Raw genomic sequence first — 26,062 nt, 5'->3', positions numbered from 1 at the left:
TTGCGTCCCGCTGCGGCAGATCGAGGCGCCGCGAGCCGGGAAGTGTTCATATATCACGCCGGCAAGAGCCGGCGAAGCAATGTCAGGTCAGGCGCGCGGCACTGTCTCCATCGGGAAGATCATCACCGCGCCCTTCGGGCCGCTCTTGTCGGCAAGCCGCATCACCGAGCGCGTTGCCGGCGCCATGCCGATGTCTGCGAGCATGTCGGAGAAGCCGGGCGGGCCAGAAGCCCCCCGCGTCACGGCGCGGACGCCTTCCTGGGCAAGGAAGCTCAGATCTTCCTTCTCGCTTTGCGGCGGCGCCTCGGTCAGCACGGCAATCATGCGCTCCATGCCGAAGCTGGTGTCGGTGAAGGCAAGCAGGCCTTCCTTCAGACCCTGGTCGGCCTGCTGGTTGATTGGCGCCAGCCGCTCGGAGACGATGTGGGTGATCGAATAGTCGCTGCCAATATAGAGCACGTTGATGTCGACAAACTCGTCGGACTCATTTTTGGCTGAGATATGCACCTGGTCGCCCGGCGAAACGCGCGGCACGGTCGAGGATTCGATCGGCTCCATCGCGCCGCTGTCCTGGCGCTTGATCAGGAACTGGACGCTGACCTCGTCCGGCCGGTAGTCGGAGGCGGCGGCGAGACGCGACAGGCCGGTGGCGCGGAAGATCGTCGTCAGGTTCCTGGCGGTGGCCTCAGTGAGCTTGTCGCGCCCATCCTGATGGATGACGATGCGCGGGGGCTTGCTGCCGTCCTTCAGGCTGATGTCGCCGGACGCCGGCAGGAACCACAGTGCCGGTTCGTCGCTGGCGTCGGCGGCAGCGCCGGCAATGGATTTTTCGCGCAGCACCGCCAGCCGCAAATCGGCGCCCTTGCCGGGCTCGACCAGCGCTATGTGAAAGCCGGAATTCGGCTTTGCCGCCAGTCCGTCGAGAACCGAATTGACGAGCTCGGTTTCTTTTTCGAGCCCGGCGGTCGGTGCCGGTTTTGCCACCAAAAGCTTGTAGTCGACGGCAAGTTCGGCGACCCGCGCATAGGCGCCAGCGGGTAGGGCGGTGGGCGCAAGCGCCGGCTTGCCGTCGAACTCGACCGGCTTGAGGTTGCTTTCCAGGTTCCTGGCCGATTGCACTTCGAGATAGCCGACCGCGTCTGACAGCTTCGACAGCGCCGAAGGCAGGATGGCGAGCTTGCTGCCGGGGGTGAGGCCCTGCAGCAGCCCGGCGCCGATCGCGACGTCGCCATCCTTGACGGCAATCGGCCACTGCATCACGGCATCGGTCTTGTCGGTGCCGAAGACGCGGGCGTCGAGTTCGCCCTCGAACAAGGGCGTCGGCCTTGTGCGGCCGTCGGCCGAATATTGCTGCAGCACGGCCTGGCCGAGTTGGCGGTAGGTAACGTTGGGGTTCTCAGCCAGCTTCGACAGGATGGTGAAGGTGAACAGGCCGAAGCGCGGCGCGTCGGGTGTGCCCTTGGGCAGCGGCATTTCGGGCGTCGTCTCGACCGTCTGCGCGGCATAGAACGCAACCAGCTTGCCCCTGGCGATCGGCTCGGCGCCGGTCGGTGTCAGGTTGAAGGCCGGCTTGCGGCCGCCATTCTCGTCGAAGCCGCGCGATGCGCTGGCCGTGATGTCGTCATAGGCCTTCACGGCCGCCGCTTTCGCCGCATCGTCGCCCCCGACGAGATCGGCGAATTCGACTTTGCGTTCCAGTTCGTCATCGACTTCCGCGGCGCGCGTCGCCGTGCCGGAATGGCAGCAGTCGAACACGACCCAGACAAAAGCGCCCTTGTCGCGGATGGCATCGAGTGCGGCGCCGACCTCGTTGTCGACCAGCGCGTTCGGCACGCCTTCTTCGCGGTTGATCCATTTGTTGATGTCGGAGGGCAGGAAAATCTCGTCGAGGCCGTCGGTTTCGTCGCCGGCCTTGGCCTGCGGCTGCTGGGCGCCGTGGCCGGACAGATGCAGATAGACGAAATCGTCGCGTTGCACCTTGCCGGCGAGATCGGCAAGGGCGGCCTTGATCGCCGCATGCGTCGGCGGGCCGTTGGCGCCTTCGACATCCTTGGCAAGCAAGGTGACGTTCTCGGCCGAGAACTTGACCGGATCGGGCGTGTTCTTCAGGAGATAGTCGCGGACGAGACCTGCATCGTTCTTCGGCCCGATCAGCCAATTCTTCTGCGGCAAATTGGGATAGTCGGTGCAGGCAACCAGCAGCGCATGGTAGGTGCGCGAAGCGGCGCGGACTTGAAATGATGCCATGCTGGCAGCCGCCAGTGCCGACGTGCCGACGAGCAGCGTCCGTCGCGTCAATTTGATCATGATTGCTTCCCCAAGCCCGATCGAATTTCCAAGTGCGCTACCCCTCGTTGAGAATTTTGTCAGTATTTTGAATGTGGTCTGTGCCGTCAACCGGCGGTGGCGGTCATGGTGTCGATGGCGATAACGGAAACAGTGGCAAAAAGCCCGGTTCATCGCTATCTCAAGGGAATTGAGACCGCTGCACGACAGAAATGCCGTGCAGGCGGTGCGGAAAGATCGGAAAACAGGATCATGGTGGCAAGGGATGTGCTGACGAAGAATCAGCTGAGCGTGCTCGAGAAGCTCGAGGCCGCCAGCGGACCGCTCAGCGCCTACACGCTGCTCGACCAGCTGCGCGAGCGCGGTTTCCGTGCGCCGCTGCAGGTCTACCGGGCGCTCGACAGCCTGGTGAAGTCAGGCTTCGTGCACCGGCTCGAAAGCCTCAACTCCTTCGTCGCCTGCGCCGAACCGCACGACCACAGCCATTCCATGACCGCCTTTGCGATTTGCGACACATGCGGGCAAGTGACGGAGATGTCGGACCACGATGTCGATCATCGGCTGGATGAGTGGGTGCGCTCGACTGGGTTCGCCGCCAAGAAGGCGGTGATCGAGTTTCGCGGGACGTGTGCGAAGTGTAGAGCCGAGGCCGCCTAACCTTTCGACGCTGGAGGGGCAGCACCCCCTCTGTCCTGCCGGACATCTCCCCCTCAAGGGGGGAGATTAGCAGCGTCGGCGATGTGCTCATTCTGCGAAGTTGGTGATTGGCGAAAGCCGTCGTGACATCCAATCTCCCCCCTTGAGGGGGAGATGCCCGGTAGGGCAGAGGGGGGTGTGACGGATCGCGGCGTATGCGGGTATCGTCGCCACCAGAAGCCCTAATGCGCCTCGTCCCAGTTGTTCGCAGCCCGCGCATCGACATGCAGTGGCACGGACATCGAGATTGCCGGCATCGGTGCGTTTTCCATCACCCTGCGCACCACGGGGATCGTCGCCTCGACTTCCGCTTCCACCGTCTCGAAGATCAGTTCGTCATGTACCTGCAGCAGCATGCGGGCCGACAGGCCGGCTTTCTCCAGCGCTTCGTCCATATGCACCATGGCGCGGCGGATGATGTCGGCGGCGGTGCCTTGCAGACGGGCGTTGATCGAGGCGCGCTCGTTGAACGCGCGGATCGACGGGTTTGACGACCGGATCTCCGGATAGTGGATGCGGCGGCCGAAGATGGTTTCGACGAAGCCGTGCTCGCGCGCATAGGCCTTGGTCGCCTCGATGTAGTCGCGAATTCCGGGGAAACGCTCGAAATACTTCTTGATGTAAGCACCGGCTTCCTCGCGCGGGATCGACAGCTGGTTGGCCAGACCAAAGGCCGAAATGCCGTAGATGATGCCGAAATTGATCGCCTTGGCGCGGCGGCGCACTTCCGATGGCATGCCCTCGACCGGCACGGAAAACATTTCCGATGCGGTGACGGCATGGATGTCGACGCCGTCGGCGAAGGCCTGCGTCAGCTGCGGAATCTCGGCGACATGGGCAAGCACGCGCAACTCGATCTGGCTGTAGTCGGCCGAGACCAGTTTCTGACCCTTGTCGGCGATAAAGGCGGTCCGGATCTTGCGGCCCTCGGCGGTGCGCACCGGGATGTTCTGCAGATTGGGATCGGAGGAGGAGAGCCGCCCCGTCGTCGTCGCGGCCAGCGCATAGGAGGTGTGCACGCGCCTGGTGTCGGGATGGATGAAGCCGGGCAGGGCATCGGTATAGGTCGATTTCAGCTTGGTCAGCTGGCGCCAATCGACGATCTTGCGCGGCAGTTCGTGGCCCTCCGCGGCGAGGTCTTCGAGAAGCTGCGCCGAAGTCGACCATTGTCCGGTCTTGGTCTTGGACCCGCCGGGCAGGCCCATGCGGCCGAACAGGATATCGCCGAGCTGCTTTGGCGAGCCGATGTTGATGCGCTCGCCGACCAGGCCGTAGATTTCCTCTTCCAGCCGCGCGGCGCCTTGCGCCAGTTCGCCGGAGAGACGCGAGAGGATCTGGCGGTCGACCGAGATGCCGCGCTGTTCCATCCGGGCCAGAACCGGCACCAGCGGCCGCTCCAGCCGCTCATAGACCGAAACCAGCCCCTTGGCCGCCAGCCGCGGCTTCAATACCTGCCACAGCCGCAGCGCCACATCTGCGTGGCCGGCGGCGTAGGCGGTTGCCCTGTCGATATCGACCTGTTCGAAACCGACCGAACTTCTGCCCGAACCGGCGAGATCCTTGAGCGGGGTCGTCGCATGGCCAAGCCATTTGTCGGCGAGAGACGACAAAGTGTGGTGGCCGGTGCCGGCGTCGAGCACGTAGGAGATCAGCATGGTGTCGTCGAACGGCGCGACATCGATGCCGTGGCGGCTCATCACGACGATGTCGTATTTGGCGTCCTGGGCGATCTTGAGGACCGATTTGTCCTCGAGCAGCGGCTTCAGCAGCGCCAGCGCCTCGCGGACCGGAATCTGGTTCTCCAGCGTGCCGCCGCCGAGCAGGTCGCCGGCGCCGCTCTTGTGCGCCAGCGGCACATAGGCGGCGCGGCCGGGGCCAACCGCCAGGGAGAAACCGATGAGGTCGGCCAGCATCGGGTCCGACGACGTCGTCTCGGTGTCGAAGGCGACGATGCCGGTCTCCTTTGCCTGGGCCAGCCAGGTCTTGAGCGTTGCCGTGTCGCGGATCGCGACATAGGCGCTGGGGTCGATTTTGGCGGCGGATGCCGCTTCGAGGCGTAGGGCTGAAAGCAGAGAAGGGGTATCCCCCGCTTTGGCGCCTTCCGCCTTGGCTGCAGCCGGCGCAGCTTCGTTCGTGCCTGTGCTCACCGGTTTGCCGGAGCCGACATCGGGGCCATGCGCAGTGTCGGCGCGTTCGACGGTGACGGCAACGGCCTGGACATCGCCGGCTTCGGTTTCGGTCGCCTCGGCGACGCGGCGGGTCAGCGAAGTGAATTCCATGGTCTTGAGGAAGCCGATCAGCTTCGGCCCATCCGGCGCGTGCAGCACGAAATCGTCAAGTCCGTCAGTGACCGGCACGTCGTTCTTCAGCGTCACCAGCTGGCGCGAAATGCGGGCCTTGTCGGCATTGGCGATGATGGATTCGCGCCTTTTGTCCTGCTTGATCTCGCCGGCCCGCGCCAGCAGCGCGTCAAGGTCGCCGAACTGTTCCAGAAGCTGCGCCGCCGTCTTCGGCCCGATGCCGGGCACGCCGGGCACATTGTCGACGGAGTCGCCGGTCAGCGCCTGCAGGTCGATCATCTTTTCCGGCGGCACGCCCCATTTCTCGATAACCTCGGGAATGCCGATCTGGCGGTCCTTCATCGGGTCGTACATGCCGACCGAGGGGCCGACCAACTGCATCAGATCCTTGTCGGAGGAGATAATGGTCGTGTCGGCGCCGGCCTCGTGGGCAAGCTTGCTATAGGTGGCGATGAGATCGTCGGCCTCAAAGCCTTCCATTTCGATGCAAGGCAGGTTGAAGGCGACGGTCGCTTGGCGGATCAGGCCGAATTGCGGGATCAGGTCTTCCGGCGGCGCGTTGCGGTTGGCCTTGTATTCCGGGTAGAGCTCGTTGCGGAAGGTTTTCGACGAATAATCGAAAATGACCGCGAAATGCGTCGGCACAGTGCCTACATCGGTGTTGCGGGCGTCCTGCATCAGCTTCCACAGCATGTTGCAGAAGCCGGAAACGGCGCCGACCGGCAGGCCGTCGGATTTGCGGGTCAGCGGTGGCAGTGCGTGATAGGCACGAAAAATGTAGCCGGAGCCGTCGATAAGGAAGAGATGATCGCCTTTTTTCATGCCGGCAGGGATAGCGCGGCAGGGCGGCGCGGTCCATGGCAAAGGCACGCTTCCAACAGGCGTTGCGGCGCCATCCTGACAGAGCCTGCCTGTGAATGCCTCGTTATGGACCTCGGCCGCTCACAACCATGTTACAAAAGTGTAATTTTCGTGCCCTTGAAACGCCACGTTCGAAGACACAAATACATGTCATCGGCAGTTTTCGCCGAGTCCGGAGCAAGGCCCGTCCCCCGCCTATCCCGGACAACTGCGGCAGCCTATCCCCCCTCTCCGGGCTGCCGCAACGTTTCGAGTAAAGGCCGCCGTGGTTCCCCCTCCACCACGGCGGCTCTTTTTTGCCTTTCAGCAAGCAAATTCCAGCCCGTGGTCTAATGATCGCGGGCTTTTCGTTTTGATGCGCTGCCTTTACGGTCCCGGCACCGAAAAGAAAGGCCCGCAATAATGTCCACCATTTCCCCCGTCCTCGACCGTCTCGATAAAAATCTCGACCAGAGTCTGGAGCGCCTGTTCGGCCTGCTCCGCATCAAGTCGATCTCCACCGATTCCGACTATGCCGCGGACTGCCGCAAGGCCGCACAATGGCTGGTGTCGGAGCTCAAGCTGATCGGCTTCGACGCTTCGGTGCGCGACACCCCCGGACACCCTATGGTGGTTGCGCATCATGACGGCCCCGCCGGTTCGCCGCATGTGCTGTTTTACGGCCATTACGACGTGCAGCCGGTCGACCCGATCGAGCTCTGGGAAAACGACCCGTTCGCGCCGGCGATCAAGGAGGTCGAGCCCGGCCACAAGGTAATCACCGGGCGTGGTTCGGCCGACGACAAGGGACAGCTGATGACCTTCGTCGAGGCCTGCCGCGCCTGGAAGCAGGTGCATGGCAATCTGCCATGCCGCATCACCATCCTGTTCGAAGGCGAAGAGGAATCCGGCTCACCGTCGCTGAAGCCGTTCCTCGAGGCCAATGCCGAAGAACTCAAGGCCGACTTCGCCCTGGTCTGCGATACCGGCATGTGGGACCGCGAGACGCCGTCAATCTGCGTGTCGCTGCGCGGCATGGTCGGCGAGGAGATCACGGTGAAGGCTGCCGATCGCGACCTGCATTCGGGCCTCTATGGCGGCGCCGCCGCCAATCCGATCCGCATACTGGCGAAAATCCTGGCCGACATCCATGACGAGAACGGCCATATCACCATTCCCGGCTTCTATGATGGGGTCGAGGAAACGCCTTCGCAGATCCTGAAATCCTGGGAAGGTCTCGGCGAGACCGCCGTGACCTTTCTCGGGCCGATCGGCCTGTCGATCCCATCCGGCGAAAAGGGCCGTTCGGTGCTGGAGCTGACCTGGGCGCGGCCGACGGCCGAGTTCAACGGCATTATCGGCGGTTATACCGGCAAGGGCTTCAAGACGGTGATCGCGGCGGAGGCGTCGTCGAAGATTTCGTTCCGCCTCGTCCACAAGCAGGACCCCGAGAAAATCCGCGCCGCCTTCCGGAAATTCGTCGAGGCGCGCATTCCTGCGGACTGCTCGGTCGAATTCCACCCACATGGCAGCGGGCCGGCAATTCAGCTTTCCTACGACTCGCCATTCCTGGCCAAGGCCAAGAATGCGCTGTCCGACGAATGGCCGAAGCCCGCGGTGACGACGGGGAGCGGCGGCTCGATACCCGTGGTCGGCGACTTCCAGACCTATCTCGGCATGGAATCGCTGCTGGTCGGGTTCGGCCTCGATGACGACCGCATCCATTCGCCCAACGAGAAATATGAGCTGACCTCCTTCCACAAGGGCCAGCGCTCCTGGGCTCGTATTCTCGATGCACTGACGCGCTAAGGGCGGAAAACCAGTTTCTGGTTGATTTTTCAGCGGATCGCGGCGAGGACGGCCGTAAACCGCGATCCGGAGAAAAAGATGAGCGACATCCGCTTCCATAAAAACGATCTGCCTGACCTGTCCCACTACAATGTCGATGCTGTCGCTATCGACACCGAGACGCTGGGGTTGAACCCGCATCGCGACCGGCTCTGCGTGGTGCAGATCTCGCCGGGCGACGGCTCCGCCGACGTGATCCAGATCGCGCCCGGCCAGAAGAAGGCGCCGAACCTGGTCAGCCTGCTGCGCAACCGCGGCATCACCAAACTGTTCCACTACGGCCGTTTCGACCTCGCCGTGCTCTACAATGCCTTCGGCGTCATGCCCGAGCCGGTGTTCTGCACCAAGATCGCCTCGCGGCTGACCCGTACCTATACAGACCGGCACGGGCTGAAGGACATCTGCTTCGAGCTGCTCGGCGTCGGCCTGTCGAAGGTGCAGCAATCGTCGGACTGGGCGGCCGAGACCTTGTCGCCCGAACAGCTCGAATATGCCGCCTCCGACGTGCTCTATCTGCACCGGCTGCGCGAGGTGCTGGCCGGACGGCTGGCGCGGGACGGGCGGAGCAAGGAAGCCGACGCCTGCTTCCACTTCCTGCCGACGCGCGCCAAACTCGATCTGATGGGCTGGGGCGAGGAAGACATCTTCGCCCACAGTTGACGGTTCGGGTATCTCGGCCGGTCTGGAACCGGATGCGGGCGGCGGCGTTCTGTCGGCTGCAGATGCTTGTTCTGCGCAAAGAGGGATCACATGGCAGACCGAAAGCCGATAGCAACCGCCCCGACCGACGGGTCCAAGGTCACGGTGCTCTGGAAAGGCGGCGACGGCGTCGTCAGCGAATCCGTGGGGCAGTTTCGCGACGGCGCCTGGTGGGTCTACACCGACAGCGATACCCAGAAGAAGGTCCAGCCGACCAGCTGGCGGCCTGCCTCCAGCGACGATGACGACGACCAGTAGCACCGCTGGCAGCGTCGCGCGCTTTAGCATAGCCTGAAGTCGTTGATAACGAGGCCGATTCGGGGCCTTCCGCTCCGTCGCCGCCTCTCTTCCTGGAGGGACTCGCTATGGGCATTGAAAGCCTTCTCATCTTCCTGATCATCGGCGCCATCGCCGGCTGGCTCGCCGGTCTCATCGTCTCGGGCTTCGGCTTCGGTCTGCTCGGCAACATCATCGTCGGCATTATCGGCGCTTTGATCGCCGGCTGGCTGTTCCCAAGGCTGGGCTTTGCCATTGGCGGTGGCATTCTGGCTGCCATCATCAACGCCACCATCGGCGCCGTCATCCTGCTGGTGCTGGTCAAGGTGCTCAAGCGGGCGTGACGCTCGAAGTTTTTTGCACCAACAGGAGCGCGCCATGAAACAGAATACGCTCTATCTCATCATCGGCGCGCTCGTCGTGGTCGTCATCGCGCTCGGCATCTATGTCTATCACGAGCAGACCAAGCCCAAGGGCGTCGAGCTGAAGATCGACGACAAGGGTATTTCGATCCAGCAGAATTGAGCCTGCCGTCGACGGCGGCGGGGCGCCGGCTGGCTGCATGTAAAAAGGCATTGGCGAGGTCTCCCGCGATTGCCCCGACATGGAATTCGAATGACGGATCGACGCTTCGGCGCTATGATGTCGATATAGGGCGTTTGGGGTCAACCAACCTATTACTAGGAGGTTGCCATGAAACACCAAACACTGGACCAACTGCATGCAGTGGCCGAGGTCAACACACAGCCGGTAATGAGCCGAACCCAACGTCTCGTACGTTGGGCCGAGCTTCTTGAACGTGAGCCCAGCCGGCTCCTGACCGCGCTCGCCGGGACTGAATACCGTGCCCCGCCGGAGCGCGATGTCATGCGAGGCGATGGCTCGCCGATAGCGGTTGCCTTCACGGACCCCATATTGCACGACGAAGGTCTGAAAGACGACAGCTATGGCGAAGCCAAGCGCTTCTTCGAGTTGACCGACCACCAACTGCACGAGATCGTCTGCTACTGCCATGTCGGCGAGGTTATGCAATCGTCCAGGGCAGCGCTCTCGGTTCGTGCGGCGATCGGCTGACGCATGTCCACCAGGTGATTACCTGGTGACGGGTGATTTGGGGCGCGGTCGAACGCGAAGCTGCGACCATTTGCGATCGCGCCCCAACGCGGAACATGTCCGCGACTGCCTGGTCCCGGCTGAGAATGGCTCGGGCCTTGGCGCCCGGACAAAATGCCACGCGAGGATTGTTCCTTCGCGGCGGGCGCGACTGCTTGCCAGCGCCAAAATCAGCGGCTCGAACAGCGCGATCACTGCCGGACCCCAGGCATTTGATTATCAATCGCCTTGAATTTTTCCGACTTAACGCGCCCTTAAACCGCCGCATCTACCCTTCAACCCGAGCGCCATTGGCACCGGGAAGACAGCGCAACGCATGGCGAACCGCAGAGATAGTCGCATCGAACCCAGCTTCGAGGGATCGCGGCCAGCGAAATCCCAGGACGGGTTTTCGGTGAACGAGGAGGATCGCGTCGTGCCGGGCAATCGCAAATCCTCCGCGGGACGCAAACCGGCCAAGGGAAAATCATCGCGCGGCAGGCGCGGCAAACCGCGGCGCGGCCTGTTCGGCGTGATGGCCCGGATGCTCTACTGGTGCTTCGTGCTCTGCATCTGGGGCGGCATCGCGGTGGCCGGCATTGTCGTCTATTACGGTGCCAAGATGCCGGCGGCCACCACCTGGTCGATCCCCGACCGCGCCCCCAACATCAAGATCGTTTCGGTCGACGGGCAGTTGCTTGCCAACAGAGGCATGAGCGGCGGTGAGGCGGTCGGCCTGCACGAAATGTCGCCCTACATTCCCGAAGCCGTCATCGCCATCGAGGACCGCCGCTTCTATTCGCATTTCGGCATCGACCCGATCGGCCTGTCGCGCGCCATGGTGACCAATGTGCTGGGCGGGCACTTCTCGCAAGGCGGTTCGACGCTGACCCAGCAGCTGGCCAAGAACCTGTTCCTGAAGCCCGACCGCACGCTGGAGCGCAAGGTGCAGGAAGTGCTGCTTTCGCTTTGGCTGGAGCACAAGCACACCAAGGACCAGATCCTCGAAATGTACCTCAACCGGGTCTACTTCGGCTCCGGCGCTTATGGCGTGGAGGCGGCCTCGCGCCGCTATTTCGGCAAGAGCGCGCGCGATGTCACGCTTTCCGAGGCGGCCCTTCTCGCTGGCCTGCTCAAGGCGCCGTCGCGGCTGTCGCCGGCACGCGACCCGAAGGCGGCGGAAGAGCGCTCGCAGCTGGTGCTGGCCGCCATGCGTGACGAAGGCAAGATCAGCGCCAAGGAACTGGCGTCCGCGATGAGTGCGCCGGCGACGCGCGCGCCGTCATACTGGACCGGTTCGGAAAACTATGTCGCCGACACCATCATGGAAGAACTGCCCGACCTGATCGGCGACGTGCGCAGCGATATCGTTGTCGACACCACGGTCGACCTCAACCTGCAGAAGCTTGCCGAGCAGTCGATCCGCCGGCTGATCGACGAGAGTGGCAAAAAACTCAATGTCAGCCAGGGCGTGCTGGTGTCGATCGACAATTCGGGCGCCGTGCGCGCCATGGTCGGCGGCTACGACTATTCGACCAGCCAGTTCGACCGCGCCTCCGAGGCGCGCCGCCAGCCGGGTTCAGCGTTCAAGCCGTTCGTCTATATGGCCGCGCTCGAGGCCGGCCGCACGCCCGACAGTGTGCGCAATGACGCGCCGATCAAGATCGGCAAATGGACGCCGGACAATTACGGCGGCAAGTATTTTGGCAAGGTGACGCTGGCGACCGCTTTGGCGAAGTCGCTGAATTCGGTCGCCGCACAACTGACCATGGAGGTCGGCCCCGATGCGGTGGTCGAGGCGGCGCACCGCATGGGCATCCAGTCCGAGCTGACGGCCAACACCTCGATCGCGCTTGGCACCTCGGAAGTCACGCCGCTGGAGCTGACATCGGCCTACGTGCCATTCGCCAATGGCGGCTACAAGCCCGACATCCATTTCATCCGCCGCATCACCACGACGGAAGGCAAGGTGCTCTATGACGACAATGGCGGCAGCGCGCCGCGCGTCGTCAAGCAGGACATTGTCGGCATGATGAATTCGATGATGACCGGCACGGTCGAGATCGGTACCGCCAAGAAAGCGGCCTTCGCCTGGCCCTCGGCCGGCAAGACCGGCACCAGCCAGAATTCGCGCGACGCTTGGTTCGTCGGCTACACCGCCAATCTCACCACCGGCGTGTGGTTCGGCAATGATGACGGCACGCCGATGAAGAAGGTCACCGGCGGCGCGCTGCCGGCGCAGGCCTGGCACGAGTTCATGGTTGCCGCGCATGAAGGCGTGCCGGTCAGGCCGTTGCCCGGCACCTGGAAATCAACGCCGCCCGATACCATTGTCCCCGACGACATACCGTCCGCCGGCAACAATCAAGCAGCGCCGGTCCCATCGGCATCGGTCGGCCAATCAGCTCCAGCTGCTGCCCCGGCGGCTCCCGCGACCGCCCAGGCACCTACGCCGCCGGCCCGCGCTGCCCGCCCGGCCGAAACCGTCGATGCCGACGGCTTCGACATGCCGGGCGATGGCGGCACCACGGCCTCGATCAAGCACCCGGTGCCGCCAGGCAGCGTCGGCGGCCCGACCAAGAAGCGCAAGACGTCGATCCTGGACATTCTCGGCGGCGGCTGAGCAACAACGTGCTTCTAGATCGTCCGACAAATCGGCTCCGACATATCGGCATTGACAAAACCCGACGGCGGTTTGATCAAGTGATCGACTGATATCGGGCGACAGGGCAATGGAACCCGTTCGTAGGTTCAACCGTCTAGACTTTGAGCAATGGTCGCTGCTGATTGCCATGTCGGCCAGCGCCATCCTTTTTCGTCAGGCGCCTAATCTCAGATCCGAGCCGGCGTACATCCTCGATGAGAGACTGGGCGGGATGACAGGCGCCTTCATTACCTGTCTCCTTATCCCTTACGGCCTGGCGTGGCTCTCCGGGCGCTTCTTCCGGAGATCGCGCCTTGTATTCCTCGGCGTTCTTTGGGTTCTGGCGGTACTTATGTTCGTCTCGAACCTCAACCTGCGCTACGAGTGCCCGACCTGCTATTGAACGGGCGATACGGACACCCTTGCGATCTCCTGGCGGCCCCTCGCCATTGTAACCATATTCGGTTAGATCACGCGCCGGAGACTGCTACATGGCCGAGACCGACACCAGAAAAACCATCGTGCTGACCGGCGCCAGCCGCGGCATCGGCCATGCCACGGTCAAACGCTTTTCGCGCGAGGGCTGGCGGGTCATTACCTGCTCCAGGCAGGCGTTCGCCGAGGACTGCCCGTGGCCGGCCGGGCCGGAAGACCACATCAAGGTCGACCTCGCCGACCAGGAGGATGTCGGCATCGCCGTTTCGGAGATACGTCACCGGTTGGAGGCGCATGGCGGGCAGCTGCACGCGCTGGTCAACAATGCCGGCATCTCGCCCAAGCTGAAAGACGGCAACAGCCGGATGAACTCGATCGACACGCCGATGCATGTCTGGCGCGACGTGTTCCAGGTCAATTTTTTCGCGCCGATCATGCTCGCGCGCGGCCTCTTCAAGGAGTTGGCGGCGGCCAAGGGTTCGATCGTCAACGTCACCTCGATCGCCGGCACCCGCGTGCATCCTTTCGCCGGCACCGCCTATGCGACCTCGAAGGCAGCACTTGGCTCGCTGACGCGCGAAATGGCGCATGATTTCGGCCCGCACGGCATTCGCGTCAACGCGATTGCGCCGGGCGAGATCGACACCGCGATCCTGTCGCCGGGCACCGACAAGATCGTCGAGACGATCCCGCTGCGGCGCCTCGGCGCCACGTCGGAAGTCGCCGATATCATCTACTTCCTGTGCTCGCAGCAGGCGTCCTATGTGACGGGCTCGGAAATCCACATCAATGGCGGCCAACACGTTTGAGCGCTGACTTCAGACTACGGTGAGAACGGCCTTGCCGCTGAAGCTGCGCTGTCGCAGGGCGTCCAGCGCTTGCGCTATGTCTGTCCAAGGCAGGGTCAGGGATACGCGGGTTTCCAGCCGGCCAGCTGCGAACAGAGCGAGCAGCGAGGCGATATCGGCGCCAATGGCTGGACCGGACGTGTAGTAGGCGAAGGTCTGGAGCCGCGCGCCCTCGTGGCCGGGAACGAACTGTCTGAAACCGACCGGCGTCAGTTCGCCGCTGCTCGAGCCGAACATGACGATGGTGCCGCCCGGCGCGACGCGTTCGATGGCATAAGCGAGGCTTTGGCCCCCGACGGACTCGGCGATCAGCGAGAACGGCCCCTTGGCCAATTCGATCGACTCGACCACCTCCTGAGCTCCAAGGCCGCGAAGATCCTCGGCGTGCCGGGCGGCGGCTATTGCCGTCACGGCGGCGCCTTGCTCGCGGGCGATCTGGATCTGAAAACGGCCGACCGCACCGCTGGCGCCGGTGATCAGCACCTGCTGCCCCGCGAGGTCGCCGCCATGGCGCAAGACTCTCAGCGCCGTCGTGCCGGCGACCGGAAGCGTGGCGGCGGAAACGAAGCTGACCTTGTCCGGGATGACGGCGAGACGGTCGGTTGGAACGCCGACATGTTCGGCCCAGCCCGCCTCGTCGACCAAAGCCACAACCCGGGCGCCCACGGCTGGCCCGGAGCCATCGGCAGCTGCCTGTTCGACAATGCCGACGACGTCCTGACCAGGTATCCAGCCCTCCGAGCGTATAGCGAGCAGACGCAATTCGCCGCGGTTCAACGAGGTCGCATGGACCGAGACAAGCGCTTCGTTGGCGAGGGGCCGAGGGTCCTCGACCTCGGTGAGCCTGAGCCCGGTGGTGCTGTCGGGAGACATGACGAGGGCGCGCATGGGAACTTTCCTGCTGGTTTGTGGACGCTAGCCACAACCAACCTATCGACTTCCCCGACTAAAGAATTTAGCTATCATGACGAATAGTCGCTAAAAGTCGTCAATCGTGAGACAGCCTCTTCGCTACCCCTGGGTTAATTTCGATGTCGATGATGTGCTCGCGCCGGCGATTGCGGTGCGCGTCGACGTCACCGAAACCAAAGCGGAAGTCGCCGCCCATTGGCATCGCAAGGGACAGCTCGTCTTCGCGCTCGGCGGTGGCGTCACATGCCGCGTCCCAAGCGGCCTGTGGATGGTGCCACCGCATTGCGGGGTGTGGATTCCCGGCGGTATGGAACACAGCAACATCGCCACCGCCAATGCGCGGATTTTCTTCGTCTATGTCGAGCCGGGCGCTGCCGACCTGCCGGACCGCTGCTGCACGCTGTCGATCTCGCCGCTGCTGCGCGAACTGATCATCGAGCTGTCAGACTGCGCGCCGGACGATGCACGGTGCGCCTTCCTGGGAAGCGTCCTGCTTGCCGAACTGCCTGATATGCCGGTCCGGCAGCTGCATCTGCCGATCTCCGCCGAGCCGCGCCTGCGGCGGATCGCCGAGGCACTGGCTGAGGACCCAGCCGACCGCAGCACGCTGGCGGAGTGGGCCAATCGCCTCGCGCTCTCGGAGAGCAGTCTTGCCCGTCTGGTGGTGAAGGAGACCGGCTTGAGCTTCGGCCGCTGGCGCCAGCAATTGCACTTGATCGTCGCCATACGCGAGCTGGCCTCGGGTGCCAGCGTGCAGCGGGTCTCGGGCGATCTCGGCTATGAATCGGTGACGGCTTTCATCACCATGTTCAAGAAGGCGCTAGGCAAGCCGCCGGCAAAATATCTCGCGAGCGTCGCGCAGAATGGCGGCCCTGCCTTCGTGGCGTGATCAAAGCGCCTGCGCCTACAGCGGCGCTCTGCAGTATCGGCTCGGTTAAGCAGCCTCAGGCCGGAGAGGGTTCAACGGCTTCGGGTCGTGGCATTGGCCTTTGCCCCATCACCTCTTCCACAATGCCGCGGGCTATCTCGCGTTCGCCCATAATAACGGTGTCGGCGCCGAGCCCCTTGAGATGCTCGACCTCGGCGTCGGAATGGGCACGTGCGATGACGTTGATGCCGGGATTGGCGGCGCGTGCCCTGAGCACGATCTGCCCGGCCTCAAAGGCGTTGGGGATGGCAAGGATCAATCGTTTGGCGCCCTGCGGATTGGCGGCGGCAAATACGCCGGCATTGGCGGCATTGCCGGAGACGGTTTCGACGCCGTCGTCTCTCAGCCTCGCCAGTGTCTTGTCCGCGTCCTCGATGACCAGGAAGGGCAGCGATGCCGCTTTCAGCGCGGCACCCACCAGGCTGCCGACGCGGCCGTAGCCGATCAGGATGGTGTGGCCGGAAAGCGTCGTGTGCGGTGGCGGGCCATCCTCTCTGGCCGCGGCGGCCACCGAGGCAACTTGTCCCGGCTGTGTCGCCGGGTCGACCGGTTTTGCCTCTTCCGCTGGCGCTGCCTTGGCGCTGCGCGCGTCCAGCCATGGCTTCATCCAGTCGAGGGCCAAAAACATCAACGGATTGACGAGAATCGACAAGATGGCGCCGGCCAGGATCAGGTCGCGGCCCTGTTCGGGCAACAGTTTCAGCCCGACGCCGAGTTCGGCCAGGATGAAGGAGAATTCGCCGATCTGGGCGAGGCTGGCCGAGATCATCAAGGCGGTCGCCAGCGGATAGCGGAAGGCGATGACGATGACGAAGGCGGCCAGCGACTTGCCGATGACGATGATGGCCAGCGTCGCCAGGATCGGCCAGCCATTGCTCATCAGGCTGAACGGGTCGAACAGCATGCCGACCGACACGAAGAACAGCACCGAGAAGGCGTCGCGCAGCGGCAGCGATTCTTCCGCCGCGCGGTGGCTGAGCTCGGATTCGCTCATGATCATGCCGGCGAAGAAGGCGCCGAGCGCCAGCGAAACACCGAACAGCTTGGCCGCGCCGAAAGCGACGCCAAGCGCGATCGCCAGCACCGCCAGCCGGAACAGCTCGCGCGAGCCGGTATGGGCGACATAGTGCAGGATCCACGGAATGACCCGGCGGCCGACAACCAGCATGACGACGACGAAGGCGACGACCTTGGCCAGCGTGAGGCCGACGACACCCCAGATGCCGTAGCTCGTCGGCAGCGACAAAAGGCTCGCATGATCATCGACCTGCGGCTGGCCGCCGAGCACGCCGGCAAGCGCGGGCAGCAGCACCAGCGCCAGCACCATGGCCAGATCCTCGACGATCAGCCAGCCGACGGCGATGCGGCCGCGCTCGGTCTCGATCAGCCGCCGCTCCTGAAGCGCGCGCAACAGCACCACGGTGGACGCGACGGAGAGCGCCAGGCCGAAGACCAGGCCGGCGCCCATCGACCAGCCGAGCATCCAGGCAAGGCCGGCTCCGAGCGCTGTGGCAAAGCCGATCTGGACGATGGCGCCGGGCACGGCGATGGCGCGGACCGACAGCAGGTCCTTCAGCGAGAAATGCAGGCCGACGCCGAACATGAGCAGGATGACGCCGATTTCGGCCAGCTCATTGGCAAGGCCCGCATCGGCGACGAAGCCTGGCGTGTTCGGCCCGACCAGCACGCCGGCGACGAGATAGCCGACCAGCGGCGGGATGCGAAAACGGTTGGCGAGCGCCCCGAAGATGAATGCCAGCCCCAGACCGGCGACGATGGTGGCGATAAGGGGCGTGTCATGCGGCATTGTCTATGGAGCGCCTTTCAAGAACCGTGATGTCGGGTGTGCGCCGCCCGAAGCCGCCGCCTTTTCCAATATGGTGGAGGGTGCGCCGGCGATGCAACCCGCAAGCCGGAAATTGCTGGCCAGAGGTGCTGAAAAACCAAGGGCGCGCGCAGCAGAACCGCTGCGCGCGCCTGATAGCGGATGTCGGATGGGCAACCCGGCTGGGTGTCAGGCCGCTTGCAGCATGGCCTCGATGTCGATCACGGCATGGTTGGTCAATGTCTTTGGTATCTCGGCCTGCACCTTGTCGGTGACTTCCTTGTGCAATTTCTTGCGCATCGTGCCGAGCACCAGTGGTGGCGCAATCAGCACGATGTTGTCGAAGATGCCGTTATGGGCGAACTTGTAAAGTCGGTCGGCGATCTCCTCGGCGAAGCGTTCCTTGCCCTGCCGGTGCCAGTCGGTATCCTCGCCCGTGCTGCGGTTGCCGGATGCGCCGTCATTGTAGCGGCCGGGGCTATCGCTGCCTTGCTCGCGCGTCGCCGGATTGTCCTGGTTCATCTCCTGGAAGAGCTGCAGGTTCGGGTAGAGATTGTCGCCCTCATTCTTGAGGAACAGCGCTTTCTCGCCATCGGCCACCATGACCAGAAGGCCGTGTTTCAGGTTGATCTTGTTCATTGCGCGCTCCTGCTTGAAGGTTTCAAATCCAGCCGACGATTGTCTGCTTCGGCAGGGTCAGAACGCACGGCGGAGCGGGAACGTTCCACTGTTCGACGGGGGGCCAGCACCTGCCCCTGTCTGCGGCAACTCAACGGCCTCAGCGAAGGGCTGTACCACCGACGGCTTTAATCTACTAAATTGGTAGAATTTAGAAAAAACAATTTTGCGGCTCGGACAACTCAGGGATAAAAGAGCCGCAGAACAAGGCCTGCGGCAGCGGCTTGAATCCGCTCGATGTGCGGATATGGAATATTTTTCTCTTGGCCTTCTGGCTTGCGAAAAACCGATTGCCTCCCGTCAGGCGATGCGCGAGTGGGTTCCTTCAGCTTTTTCACGCCCGCGCGTAAAACTGCCACCTTGTTCCGGAATCTGTTCGTCATGCCGCAGGCCAATCCCAAGCTCAACGCTTTCCCCGTCTTCCTGCGGGTCGAAGGCGAAGCCGTGGCCATCGTCGGCGGCGGCGGCGAGGCTTTGGCCAAGGCGCGGCTGCTCGATCAGTCGAGCGCGACGCTGCGCATCGTCGCTGATGCTGCCGACGCCGAACTGTTGAGCTTCATCGCCGCGACCGGCGCCACCCATATTGCTGCCCCCTACGATGCCGCGCATCTCGAAGGCGCGGTCATGGTGTTTGCCGCCAGCGGTGACGAGGCGCTCGATCGCCGCGTGGCCGAGGACGCACGCCGCCTTGGCATTCCGGTCAATGCCGTCGACCGGCCGGAGCTCTGTGATTTCTTCACCCCGGCGCTGGTCAACCGTGCACCGGTCGCCATCGCCATCGGCACCGAGGGTGCTGGGCCCGTGCTGGCGCAGATGCTGCGCAGCCGCATCGACCGCATGCTGGCGCCGTCGCTCGGGCCGCTGGCAACGCTTGCCGCTTCGTTTCGCGGTGCAGCCGAAAAGCTGCTGCCGAAAGGCAATGCCCGCCGCCAGTTCTGGGGGAGTTTTTTCCAGGGCGCGCCGGCCCGTGCCGTCGAGGCCGGCGAGCTTTCGCAGGCGCATGACGCCGCCGTCGACCTGTTGCTGTCGAAGGCTCCGGCTTCGGGCCATATCGCCCTGGTCGGCGCCGGCCCCGGCGCTGAGGATCTTTTGACGCTGCGCGCGCATCGGCTTTTGATGGAAGCCGATGTCATTGTCTATGACGCGCTGGTGCCGGAGGCGATCGTCGCCATGGGCCGTCGCGACGCCGAGCGGCTGCCGGTGGGAAAACGCAAGGGCTGCCACACCAAGAGCCAGGCCGAGATCAATGCGCTGCTGGTCGAGCTTGGCGGGCAGGGCAAGCGTGTCGTGCGGCTGAAGTCGGGCGACCCGCTGGTGTTCGGCCGCGCCGGCGAGGAGATGGCGGCACTGCGCGATGCCGGCATCGCCTATGACGTCGTTCCCGGCGTCACCGCTGCTTTCGCCGCTGCCGCCGATTTCGAACTGCCGCTGACGCTGCGCGGCGTCTCGTCGTCGATGGTGTTCACCACCGGCCATGATCTCAAGGGCAATTCGCTGCCCGATTGGGCCAAGCTCGCCATCTCCGGCGCCACCGTCGCCGTCTATATGGGCCGCTCGGTCGCGGCAGAGGTTGCGGGAAGGCTGATCGAGGCTGGCCTGTCGCCGGACACGGCGGTGGCCGTGGTCGAGAATGCCAGCCTGCAAAATCGCCGCCGTTTCCACGGCACGCTGGCCGATTTGCCGTCGCTTGAGGCGCGCGCCGATCTGACCGGTCCTGTGATGACCATCATCGGCGATGCGGTTGCCGGCGCCAACTTTGAACGTTCCGAGCCGCTCGCGGCACATAGTCATGAGGGCGCCGCCAACGCGGCTGCCGCAGAGGTCGAACAATGAAGATACTGACCGCCAACCGTCTCACCGACGGCATCGCCGTCTGGTACGCCGATGGCGGCTGGGCCGAGACGGTGGACCACGCCGATCTCGCCCATGACAAGGCGGCCGAGGATCGGCTGGAAGCGATCGGCGCCAAGGGCTATGCCGACAATGAAGTGGTCGACGTTAACTTGATCGACGCTGAGGTCGTCAATGGCGTCGTCGAGCCGGTGCGGTTGCGCGAAAAGATCCGCGCCGCCGGCCCGACCATCCGCAACGATCTGGGCAAGCAGGCCGAGCGGGCGGCGTAGCCAGGATTTTGAGTGAAACGGGCGGACGCGCCCTGAAAGACGAAGCATGTACCGTTACGATGAGTTCGATCACGATTTTGTCCAGGCTCGTGTCGCCGAGTTCAGCGACCAGGTCGAGCGCCGGCTGTCCGGCGAAATCACCGAGGAGCAGTTCCGGCCCCTCAGGCTGATGAACGGCGTCTATCTGCAGCTGCACGCCTATATGCTGCGTATTGCGGTGCCTTATGGCACGCTGAACGGCAAGCAGCTGCGCATGCTCGGCCACATTGCCCGCAAATACGACAAGGGCTACGGCCATTTCACCACGCGCCAGAACATCCAGTTCAACTGGCCGGCGCTGTCGGATATTCCGGCGATCCTGGCCGATCTCGCCAGCGTCGAGATGCACGCCATCCAGACCAGCGGCAATTGCATCCGCAACGTCACCGCCGACCACTTTGCCGGCGCCGCCGCCGACGAAGTTGCCGATCCGCGCCCCTATGCCGAGATCCTGCGGCAGTGGTCGTCAGTGCATCCCGAATTCTCGTTCCTGCCGCGCAAGTTCAAGATCGCGGTGACGGGGGCCGAGCGCGACCGCGCCGCCATCCAGACGCATGACATCGGCCTGCATCTGAAGAAGAACGCTGCCGGCGAGCTCGGCTTTGCCGTCTATGTCGGCGGTGGCCAGGGCCGTACGCCGATGGTGGCCAAGAAGATCCGCGATTTCCTGCCGGAGGCCGACCTTCTGTCCTACTGCACGGCGATCCTGCGCGTTTACAACCTCTATGGCCGCCGTGACAACAAGTACAAGGCGCGCATCAAGATCCTGGTGCATGAGAGCGGCGTCGAGGAAATCACCCGCCAGGTCGAGGCCGAGTGGCAGGAATTGAAGGACGCCGAGCTGAAGCTGCCGGACGCCGACATCCGCGCCATCGACGCCTATTTCGCGCCGCCTCAGCTGGTGGATCGGCCGGAAGGCGACGCGTCGATCAAGCTGGCGCGGCTCGATTCCAAGAGCTTCTCGGACTGGCTCGACCAGAATGTCGTGACGCATCGCCATCCCGACTATGCGGCGGTGACGATTTCGCTCAAGGGCATTGGCGAGGTGCCGGGCGACGCCACCGACAGCCAGATGGAGGCGGTCGCCGACATCGCCGAGAAATACGCTTTCGACGAGCTGCGCGTCAGCCATGAGCAAAACCTTATCCTGCCGCATGTTGCGCGCGCTGATCTCAAGGCCGTCTATGACGCGCTGGTCGACATCGGGCTGGCGACAGCCAATTCCAACCTGATCAGCGACATCATTTCCTGCCCCGGCCTCGACTATTGCGCGCTGGCGACAGCGCGTTCGATCCCGATCGCGCAGGAGATTTCGCTTCGCTTCGCCTCGCTCGAGCGGCAGCGCGAGATCGGCGAATTGAAGCTGAAGATTTCCGGCTGCATCAATGCCTGCGGCCACCACCATGTCGGCCATATCGGCATCCTCGGCGTCGAGAAGAAAGGCTCCGAGCTCTACCAGGTGACGCTCGGCGGCTCGGCCGACGAGAACACCTCGGTCGGCGAGATTATCGGCCGTGGCTTCTCCTCGGAAGAGATCACCGATGCCATCGAGCAGATCGTCGACACCTATCTCGGCCTTCGGCTCAGTCCCAGTGAAAGATTCATCGACGCCTACCGCCGTGTCGGTCCCGCGCCGTTCAAGGAGGCGCTCTATGCTGGCGAAACCAAGGCCGCTTGACCGTATAGTCGATGTCGATGACAGCATCGCCGCGAAAGCGGCGGGCTTCGATGCGCTGTACGGACATCTGAAGCCGCTTGAGATCATCGAACGCGCGGCCCGCGAGCTGTTTCACGACGAAATCGCGGCAGTGTCGTCCTTCGGCGCGGATTCGGCGGTGCTGTTGCACATGATCGCCGAGGTCGACCGCACGCTGCCGGTCATCTTCCTCGACACCGGCAAGCATTTCGAGGAGACGCTCGGTTATCGCGACGCGCTCGCCGCCGATTTCGGGCTGACCAACATCAGGGTGATCAAGCCCGAGGAAGCAGCGCTCGAACGGATCGATCCGACCGGCGATCTGCACAAGACCAACACCGACGCCTGCTGCGAAGTGCGCAAGGTCGAGCCGCTGGCGCGCGGCGTCGCGCCCTTCCGCGCCTGGTTCACCGGGCGCAAGCGCTTCCAGGCCTCGACGCGGGCTGCACTGCCGGTGTTCGAGGCAGTCGGCCCGCGCGTGCGTATCAACCCGCTGGCGCATTGGACGACATCCGACCAGGCCGACTACATGCGGGCGCATGCGCTGCGCGAGAACCCGCTGGTTGCCTACGGCTATCTGTCGATCGGCTGCTTCCCGTGCACGCAGCCGGTGCAGCCGGGCGAGGATGCGCGCAGCGGCCGCTGGGCCGGTCATGCCAAGACCGAGTGCGGCATTCACCTCTCCGGGTTGGAGAAGTCGCTGACCGACGCATCCCTTTAAGCTATGGTGATATTCAGGTGAGGCTGGCCTGCAAACGGCGGCTTCCACGCGGAGGCCGCCGATTTCGTTTGGACTGGCTTTCGGCGAACTTTCGATTTTTTGGGGTTTTAGGAATTCTCGATGACTGAACAGACGACACCGGAGACCCGGCTCTGGACCCCGACGGGTTTTCGCGAGGACGAGTGGAGCCATGCCGAAAGCGCAGACGCGCTGGCGGGCAATGGCCGCTTCATCCTGCCGCTGCAGGCGTTTCTCGGCCTCGATCCAGAGGTGCGCCGCTCGGCCAAGGAGCGCCTTGGCGTTGCGTTGCAGCCCGGCGACCAGCTGGAAAAGATCGCCGATCTGCTCGACCAGCTGTCGCTGGTGGCGCTGGCCTTCCCGGCCTTCAACGATGGCCGCTCGTTTTCCAAGGGCGAGCTGCTGCGCAGCCGCTACCATTTCGAGGGCGCGGTCCGTGCCACCGGGCAGGTTCTTGTCGACCAGTTGCCGCATATGCTGCGGCTCGGCTTCGACGAGTTCGAGATTTCCAACCCGGTGCTGCTGAAACGGCTCGAAGAAGGCCGCGTCGGCGGGCTGGGGCTGTATTATCAGCCGACCGAAGCGTCGGAGCCGAAGGGGCCGAAATACTCCTGGCGGCGGCTGCGGGACAACTGACGCAGCGGCAATTCCACCCGCCTTTACATCGGCTGAAATCAAGCCTTCTCTTGGCTGTCACGACGGAAACATCCGCGGGACGCCAGGGAGGAAGGCATGGATTTCGACTATGTCATCGCCGGCGGCGGCTCCGCCGGCTGCGCGCTTGCCGCACGGCTTTCGGAAGACGCGTCGAAAACCGTCTGCCTGATCGAAGCCGGTGGCGAGGGCAGGAACCTGCTCATCCGTGCGCCGGCAGGCATCATCGCTTTGCTGCCGGGTCGGCCGAAGATCAACAATTGGGGATTGCAGGCGGTGCCGCAGCAAGGGCTCGGCGGCCGCAAAGGTTACCAGCCGCGCGGCAAGGCGCTTGGCGGCTCCAGCGCCATCAACGCCATGCTTTACACGCGAGGGCACCGCGGCGATTACGACGAATGGGCAGACCTTGGCTGCCAGGGCTGGTCGTGGGACGAGGTTCTGCCCTATTTCCGCCGCGCCGAAGGCAATCAACGCGGCGCGGACGCCTTGCATGGCGGCGACGGGCCGCTCAGGGTCGGCGAACAGCAGGAGCCGCGCCCGATCGCCCGAGCCTTTGTCGAGGCCTGCGGCGAAAACCAGATCCGCCGCAACGACGATTTCAATGGACCGGAACAGGAAGGGGCGGGGCTCTATCAGGTCACGCAGTTTTGGGGCGGGGCCAGGAATGGCGAGCGCTGCTCGGCGGCCGCCGCCTATCTGCATCCGGCGATGAGCCGGCCGAACCTGACCGTTATCACCGCCGCGCATGCGACCGGCATTGTGCTCGACAGCAAACGCGCCACCGGGGTGCGCTATCGCAAGGGCAACAGCGAAGCGGTGGCGAAAGCCAGGCGCGAAGTCATCGTCTGCGGCGGCGCCTTCGGATCGCCGCAGCTCCTGCTTTTGTCCGGCATCGGCCCGGCGGCCGAACTTGCCATGCACGGGATTCCGGTCATCCACGAACTGCCCGGCGTCGGCAAGAACCTGCAGGACCATCTCGATTTCATCCTGGCCTGGAAATCGCGCGAGACGGATCTGATGGGCATCGGTTTGCGCGGTCTGCCCGCCCTGCTCAGGCATATGCTGCGCTGGCGCAGAAACGGCATCGGCATGATCGCCACGCCCTATGCGGAAGGCGGTGCTTTCCTCAAATCCGATCCGGCGATCGACAGGCCCGATCTGCAACTGCATTTCTGCATCGCCATCGTCGACGATCATGGCCGCAAGCTGCATCTGGGCTACGGCTTTTCCTGCCATGTCTGCGTGCTCAGACCGCATTCGCGCGGCGAGGTCGGGCTGTCGAGCTCGGACCCGCTGGCGCCGCCGCGCATAGATCCGCGCTTTTTATCCGACGAACGGGACGGTGCCCTGCTGCTCAACGGTGTCAGGATGATGCGCGGCGTATTGGAGGCGCCGGCACTGGCGAAGTACCGCGACAAGGAGATCTATACCGCCGGCGTTTCCAGCGATGCCGAGTTGATGGCGCACATCCGCGCCCGCGCCGACACGATCTATCACCCGGTCGGCACCTGCAAGATGGGTGTCGATGCCATGGCCGTCGTCGATCCTGAGCTCAAGGTGCGCGGGCTGCAGGGGCTGCGTGTCGTCGATGCCTCGGTGATGCCGACGCTGATCGGCGGCAATACCAATGCGCCGACCATCATGATTGCCGAGAAGGCGGCTGACATGATCAGGGCCGCTGCCTGATTTCCCGCTTGGTGGTCGGACCAACTTCGCCGTTTCCCGCTGGATGCGTTGAAGGGTCGCCCAACTTACGTCCAGAAAACTCAATCTGGTCAGACCAATTGTGCGATTTGGGCTTTTCCTTTCACCAGCCTGCCCTTAGGATAGGGCCATTATTTCGTGATCCGAAATAAAGGCCAGCAAGGGAGGAGACCGGCATGGCAGGCAAGAAGATATTGATGCTCGTTGGCGAGTTCAGCGAGGAATATGAGATTTTCGTCTTTGAACAGGCCATGCATGCGGTTGGCCACACGGTTCACGTCGTCTGTCCCGACAAGAAGGCCGGCGACATCTTGAAGACCTCGCTGCACGATTTCGAGGGCCACCAGACCTATACGGAAAAGCTCGGCCACGACTACATCCTCAACAAGACGTTTTCCGAGGTCGATCCGGCGCAATATGATGCCGTCTATGCCGCCGGCGGGCGCGGCCCCGAATATATCCGCATCGACAAAAGGGTGCAGGCACTGGTCAGGCATTTCCACGAGACCGGCAAGCCGATCTTCACCATCTGCCATGGTGTGCAGATTCTGATCGCGGTCGACGGCGTGGTGCGCGGCCGGGAAGTCGCGGCGCTGCAATATTGCGAGCCGGAAGTGACGCTGGCAGGAGGCATCTACATCGATGTCGCGCCGACCGGCGCCCATGTCGACGGCAATCTGGTGTCTGCCAAGGGCTGGCCTGGCCTTGCCGCCTTCATGCGCGAGTGCCTGAAGGTGCTCGGCACCGAGATCCGCGACGGCAAGGCGCTGATGCGCGACGAGCGCAAGGCCGCCTGAGCA

24 protein-coding genes are annotated in these 26,062 nt (G+C 63.8%); 18 read left to right on the top strand and 6 right to left on the bottom strand.

Annotated features, from left to right (window positions below; genetic code table 11):
• Positions 1-87: 87 nt before the first annotated feature.
• Complete coding sequence (locus AC1DYC_RS16545) at positions 88-2,307, bottom strand: caspase family protein (RefSeq protein ID WP_477407923.1); 2,220 nt, start codon at positions 2,305-2,307, stop codon at positions 88-90.
• A gap of 231 nt (positions 2,308-2,538) precedes the next feature.
• Between AC1DYC_RS16545 and AC1DYC_RS16540 the strand changes: the two genes are divergently transcribed.
• Positions 2,539-2,943 (top strand): Fur family transcriptional regulator, encoded by a 405-nt coding sequence (locus AC1DYC_RS16540; RefSeq protein ID WP_477407921.1) that lies wholly within the window; start codon positions 2,539-2,541, stop codon positions 2,941-2,943.
• A 221-nt stretch (positions 2,944-3,164) separates the two neighbouring features.
• Here the strand turns inward: AC1DYC_RS16540 and polA are convergent, their stop codons facing one another.
• Positions 3,165-6,104 carry a DNA polymerase I gene (polA, locus tag AC1DYC_RS16535; RefSeq protein WP_477407919.1) on the bottom strand — a complete coding sequence of 980 codons (2,940 nt, stop codon included), beginning with the start codon at positions 6,102-6,104 and terminating at the stop codon, positions 3,165-3,167.
• 441 nt (positions 6,105-6,545) lie between these two features.
• Between polA and AC1DYC_RS16530 the strand changes: the two genes are divergently transcribed.
• From AC1DYC_RS16530 to AC1DYC_RS16490, 9 genes are all read left to right on the top strand, one after another.
• Entirely contained in the window at positions 6,546-7,931 is a 1,386-nt protein-coding gene (locus AC1DYC_RS16530) for a M20/M25/M40 family metallo-hydrolase (RefSeq protein WP_477407917.1), read from the top strand.
• Positions 7,932-8,009: 78 nt separating this feature from the next.
• Positions 8,010-8,630: a ribonuclease D gene (locus AC1DYC_RS16525; protein ID WP_477407915.1), complete on the top strand. Its 621-nt coding sequence runs from the start codon at positions 8,010-8,012 to the stop codon at positions 8,628-8,630.
• Positions 8,631-8,720: 90 nt separating this feature from the next.
• Positions 8,721-8,927, top strand: a complete 207-nt coding sequence (locus tag AC1DYC_RS16520) for a hypothetical protein (RefSeq protein ID WP_477305142.1) — start codon at positions 8,721-8,723, stop codon at positions 8,925-8,927.
• Between the two features lie 107 nt (positions 8,928-9,034).
• Positions 9,035-9,289: a GlsB/YeaQ/YmgE family stress response membrane protein gene (locus AC1DYC_RS16515; protein WP_477305144.1), complete on the top strand. Its 255-nt coding sequence runs from the start codon at positions 9,035-9,037 to the stop codon at positions 9,287-9,289.
• Between the two features lie 34 nt (positions 9,290-9,323).
• Positions 9,324-9,470 (top strand): hypothetical protein, encoded by a 147-nt coding sequence (locus tag AC1DYC_RS16510; RefSeq protein WP_477407913.1) that lies wholly within the window; start codon positions 9,324-9,326, stop codon positions 9,468-9,470.
• 168 nt (positions 9,471-9,638) lie between these two features.
• A complete protein-coding gene (locus AC1DYC_RS16505) occupies positions 9,639-10,019 on the top strand; it encodes a hypothetical protein (RefSeq protein WP_112562746.1) in 381 nt (126 codons plus the stop codon).
• Positions 10,020-10,374: 355 nt separating this feature from the next.
• Positions 10,375-12,660, top strand: a complete 2,286-nt coding sequence (locus AC1DYC_RS16500; protein ID WP_477407911.1) for a transglycosylase domain-containing protein — start codon at positions 10,375-10,377, stop codon at positions 12,658-12,660.
• Positions 12,661-12,769: 109 nt separating this feature from the next.
• Positions 12,770-13,084, top strand: a complete 315-nt coding sequence (locus AC1DYC_RS16495; RefSeq protein ID WP_477407909.1) for a hypothetical protein — start codon at positions 12,770-12,772, stop codon at positions 13,082-13,084.
• 88 nt (positions 13,085-13,172) lie between these two features.
• On the top strand, positions 13,173-13,925 hold the full coding sequence (locus AC1DYC_RS16490; RefSeq protein WP_477407907.1) for an SDR family NAD(P)-dependent oxidoreductase: 753 nt from the start codon (positions 13,173-13,175) through the stop codon (positions 13,923-13,925).
• A 9-nt stretch (positions 13,926-13,934) separates the two neighbouring features.
• Here AC1DYC_RS16490 and AC1DYC_RS16485 read toward each other — a convergent pair whose 3' ends face one another.
• On the bottom strand, positions 13,935-14,852 hold the full coding sequence (locus AC1DYC_RS16485; RefSeq protein ID WP_477407905.1) for a zinc-binding dehydrogenase: 918 nt from the start codon (positions 14,850-14,852) through the stop codon (positions 13,935-13,937).
• A gap of 106 nt (positions 14,853-14,958) precedes the next feature.
• Here AC1DYC_RS16485 and AC1DYC_RS16480 point away from each other — a divergent pair, with 106 nt between their 5' ends.
• Positions 14,959-15,765 (top strand): AraC family transcriptional regulator, encoded by an 807-nt coding sequence (locus AC1DYC_RS16480; protein ID WP_477407903.1) that lies wholly within the window; start codon positions 14,959-14,961, stop codon positions 15,763-15,765.
• A 55-nt stretch (positions 15,766-15,820) separates the two neighbouring features.
• Here AC1DYC_RS16480 and AC1DYC_RS16475 read toward each other — a convergent pair whose 3' ends face one another.
• The 3 genes from AC1DYC_RS16475 to AC1DYC_RS16465 all read right to left on the bottom strand — a co-directional run bounded on the left by AC1DYC_RS16475 (position 15,821) and on the right by AC1DYC_RS16465 (position 18,690).
• Entirely contained in the window at positions 15,821-17,611 is a 1,791-nt protein-coding gene (locus AC1DYC_RS16475; protein ID WP_477407901.1) for a cation:proton antiporter domain-containing protein, read from the bottom strand.
• 207 nt (positions 17,612-17,818) lie between these two features.
• Positions 17,819-18,268, bottom strand: a complete 450-nt coding sequence (locus AC1DYC_RS16470) for a baeRF12 domain-containing protein (protein WP_477407899.1) — start codon at positions 18,266-18,268, stop codon at positions 17,819-17,821.
• Positions 18,269-18,489: 221 nt separating this feature from the next.
• The gene (locus tag AC1DYC_RS16465) at positions 18,490-18,690 is read right to left on the bottom strand and encodes a hypothetical protein (RefSeq protein WP_477407897.1); all 201 of its coding nucleotides are present in this window, start codon (positions 18,688-18,690) and stop codon (positions 18,490-18,492) included.
• On the opposite strand from AC1DYC_RS16465, the gene cysG reads away from it, so the two are divergent.
• The 7 genes from cysG to AC1DYC_RS16430 all read left to right on the top strand — a co-directional run bounded on the left by cysG (position 18,689) and on the right by AC1DYC_RS16430 (position 26,059).
• On the top strand, positions 18,689-20,140 hold the full coding sequence (cysG, locus tag AC1DYC_RS16460; protein WP_477407895.1) for a siroheme synthase CysG: 1,452 nt from the start codon (positions 18,689-18,691) through the stop codon (positions 20,138-20,140). The genes AC1DYC_RS16465 and cysG overlap by 2 nt on opposite strands.
• Positions 20,137-20,430: a DUF2849 domain-containing protein gene (locus AC1DYC_RS16455; protein ID WP_477407893.1), complete on the top strand. Its 294-nt coding sequence runs from the start codon at positions 20,137-20,139 to the stop codon at positions 20,428-20,430. Before cysG ends, AC1DYC_RS16455 begins: the two co-directional genes overlap by 4 nt.
• A gap of 46 nt (positions 20,431-20,476) precedes the next feature.
• The gene (locus AC1DYC_RS16450) at positions 20,477-22,147 is read left to right on the top strand and encodes a nitrite/sulfite reductase (RefSeq protein WP_477407891.1); all 1,671 of its coding nucleotides are present in this window, start codon (positions 20,477-20,479) and stop codon (positions 22,145-22,147) included.
• Positions 22,122-22,886: a phosphoadenylyl-sulfate reductase gene (locus AC1DYC_RS16445; RefSeq protein ID WP_477407889.1), complete on the top strand. Its 765-nt coding sequence runs from the start codon at positions 22,122-22,124 to the stop codon at positions 22,884-22,886. Before AC1DYC_RS16450 ends, AC1DYC_RS16445 begins: the two co-directional genes overlap by 26 nt.
• Positions 22,887-23,006: 120 nt before the next feature.
• Positions 23,007-23,540, top strand: a complete 534-nt coding sequence (locus AC1DYC_RS16440) for a DUF934 domain-containing protein (protein WP_477407887.1) — start codon at positions 23,007-23,009, stop codon at positions 23,538-23,540.
• Positions 23,541-23,636: 96 nt separating this feature from the next.
• A complete protein-coding gene (locus AC1DYC_RS16435; protein WP_477407885.1) occupies positions 23,637-25,244 on the top strand; it encodes a GMC family oxidoreductase in 1,608 nt (535 codons plus the stop codon).
• Between the two features lie 194 nt (positions 25,245-25,438).
• Positions 25,439-26,059 (top strand): DJ-1/PfpI family protein, encoded by a 621-nt coding sequence (locus AC1DYC_RS16430; protein WP_142868981.1) that lies wholly within the window; start codon positions 25,439-25,441, stop codon positions 26,057-26,059.
• Positions 26,060-26,062: the final 3 nt, after the last annotated feature.

Source organism: Mesorhizobium sp. P2_E7 (genome assembly GCF_056403855.1).
Note: the sequence above shows the minus strand (reverse complement) of the source record. Positions and strands in the feature narration are given on the sequence as shown.

Bases quoted from the DNA above. Each gene is read 5' to 3' on its own strand.
- AC1DYC_RS16530 (WP_477407917.1), top strand. From the start codon at position 6,546: ATGTCCACCATTTCCCCCGTCCTCGACCGTCTCGATAAAAATCTCGAC.
- AC1DYC_RS16500 (WP_477407911.1), top strand. From the start codon at position 10,375: ATGGCGAACCGCAGAGATAGTCGCATCGAACCCAGCTTCGAGGGATCG.
- AC1DYC_RS16510 (WP_477407913.1), top strand. From the start codon at position 9,324: ATGAAACAGAATACGCTCTATCTCATCATCGGCGCGCTCGTCGTGGTC.
- cysG (WP_477407895.1), top strand. From the start codon at position 18,689: ATGCCGCAGGCCAATCCCAAGCTCAACGCTTTCCCCGTCTTCCTGCGG.
- AC1DYC_RS16440 (WP_477407887.1), top strand. From the start codon at position 23,007: ATGACTGAACAGACGACACCGGAGACCCGGCTCTGGACCCCGACGGGT.
- AC1DYC_RS16495 (WP_477407909.1), top strand. From the start codon at position 12,770: ATGGAACCCGTTCGTAGGTTCAACCGTCTAGACTTTGAGCAATGGTCG.
- AC1DYC_RS16435 (WP_477407885.1), top strand. From the start codon at position 23,637: ATGGATTTCGACTATGTCATCGCCGGCGGCGGCTCCGCCGGCTGCGCG.
- AC1DYC_RS16485 (WP_477407905.1), bottom strand. From the start codon at position 14,852: ATGCGCGCCCTCGTCATGTCTCCCGACAGCACCACCGGGCTCAGGCTC.
- AC1DYC_RS16450 (WP_477407891.1), top strand. From the start codon at position 20,477: ATGTACCGTTACGATGAGTTCGATCACGATTTTGTCCAGGCTCGTGTC.
- AC1DYC_RS16470 (WP_477407899.1), bottom strand. From the start codon at position 18,268: ATGAACAAGATCAACCTGAAACACGGCCTTCTGGTCATGGTGGCCGAT.
- AC1DYC_RS16545 (WP_477407923.1), bottom strand. From the start codon at position 2,307: ATGATCAAATTGACGCGACGGACGCTGCTCGTCGGCACGTCGGCACTG.
- AC1DYC_RS16505 (WP_112562746.1), top strand. From the start codon at position 9,639: ATGAAACACCAAACACTGGACCAACTGCATGCAGTGGCCGAGGTCAAC.
- AC1DYC_RS16455 (WP_477407893.1), top strand. From the start codon at position 20,137: ATGAAGATACTGACCGCCAACCGTCTCACCGACGGCATCGCCGTCTGG.
- AC1DYC_RS16475 (WP_477407901.1), bottom strand. From the start codon at position 17,611: ATGCCGCATGACACGCCCCTTATCGCCACCATCGTCGCCGGTCTGGGG.
- AC1DYC_RS16430 (WP_142868981.1), top strand. From the start codon at position 25,439: ATGGCAGGCAAGAAGATATTGATGCTCGTTGGCGAGTTCAGCGAGGAA.
- AC1DYC_RS16525 (WP_477407915.1), top strand. From the start codon at position 8,010: ATGAGCGACATCCGCTTCCATAAAAACGATCTGCCTGACCTGTCCCAC.
- AC1DYC_RS16515 (WP_477305144.1), top strand. From the start codon at position 9,035: ATGGGCATTGAAAGCCTTCTCATCTTCCTGATCATCGGCGCCATCGCC.
- AC1DYC_RS16465 (WP_477407897.1), bottom strand. From the start codon at position 18,690: ATGACGAACAGATTCCGGAACAAGGTGGCAGTTTTACGCGCGGGCGTG.
- AC1DYC_RS16520 (WP_477305142.1), top strand. From the start codon at position 8,721: ATGGCAGACCGAAAGCCGATAGCAACCGCCCCGACCGACGGGTCCAAG.
- AC1DYC_RS16445 (WP_477407889.1), top strand. From the start codon at position 22,122: ATGCTGGCGAAACCAAGGCCGCTTGACCGTATAGTCGATGTCGATGAC.
- polA (WP_477407919.1), bottom strand. From the start codon at position 6,104: ATGAAAAAAGGCGATCATCTCTTCCTTATCGACGGCTCCGGCTACATT.
- AC1DYC_RS16490 (WP_477407907.1), top strand. From the start codon at position 13,173: ATGGCCGAGACCGACACCAGAAAAACCATCGTGCTGACCGGCGCCAGC.
- AC1DYC_RS16540 (WP_477407921.1), top strand. From the start codon at position 2,539: ATGGTGGCAAGGGATGTGCTGACGAAGAATCAGCTGAGCGTGCTCGAG.